We start from the raw sequence: 563 nt of genomic DNA, 5'->3' as shown, positions 1-563 counted from the left end.
TCCTGAACCGCCCCGGGTTTTCCGGAGGCTCCGACTTGTGAAAAGTCGGAGCTATTATGGAACGACAAACGACACGATATCCAGCGGAGGTTCGCGAGCGGGCTGTCCGGCTGGTTTTGGATCATCGGGGCGATCATGCCTCCGAGTGGGAGGCGATCTGTTCGGTCGCGGGGAAGATCGGCTGTTCGACCGAGGCGCTGCGGCGCTGGGTTCGCCAGGCTGAACGTGACGGCGGGACGCGGCCGGGGTTGACGAGCGAGGATCGCGAGCGCATCCGGGCCCTGGAGCGCGAGAACCGCGAACTGCGCCAGGCCAACGAGATTCTGCGCAAGGCCTCAGCTTATTTTGCCCAGGCGGAGCTCGACCGCCGGTACAAGCCATGACCGATTTCATCGATGAGCATCGCGAGGCGCATGGGGTCGAGCCGATCTGCCGGGTCTTGACGATCTCCCCGTCGACCTATCGCGAGCATGCCGCCCGGCGGCGCGATCCGGACCGGCTTCCGGCGCGGGCGAAGATGGACGAGGCCCTGAAGGTGGAGATCCGGCGCGTGTTCGAGGCGA

At 65.7% G+C, this 563-nt stretch carries 1 pseudogene and 1 other annotated feature; the pseudogene reads left to right on the top strand.

Annotated elements, in window-relative coordinates:
- Nucleotides 1-56: 56 nt before the first annotated feature.
- A pseudogene (locus PKF00_RS45010) lies at nucleotides 57-563 on the top strand (transposase); the annotation flags it as partial.
- Nucleotides 338-454 (top strand) — a sequence feature (AL1L pseudoknot). It overlaps the preceding pseudogene by 117 nt.

This window comes from Streptosporangium carneum, from assembly GCF_027922005.1.
In the GTDB taxonomy this organism is placed as follows: Bacteria; Actinomycetota; Actinomycetes; order Streptosporangiales; family Streptosporangiaceae; genus Streptosporangium; species Streptosporangium carneum.
The sequence above is the reverse complement of the archived record's forward strand: the minus strand, read 5'-3'. Positions and strand labels throughout refer to the sequence as shown.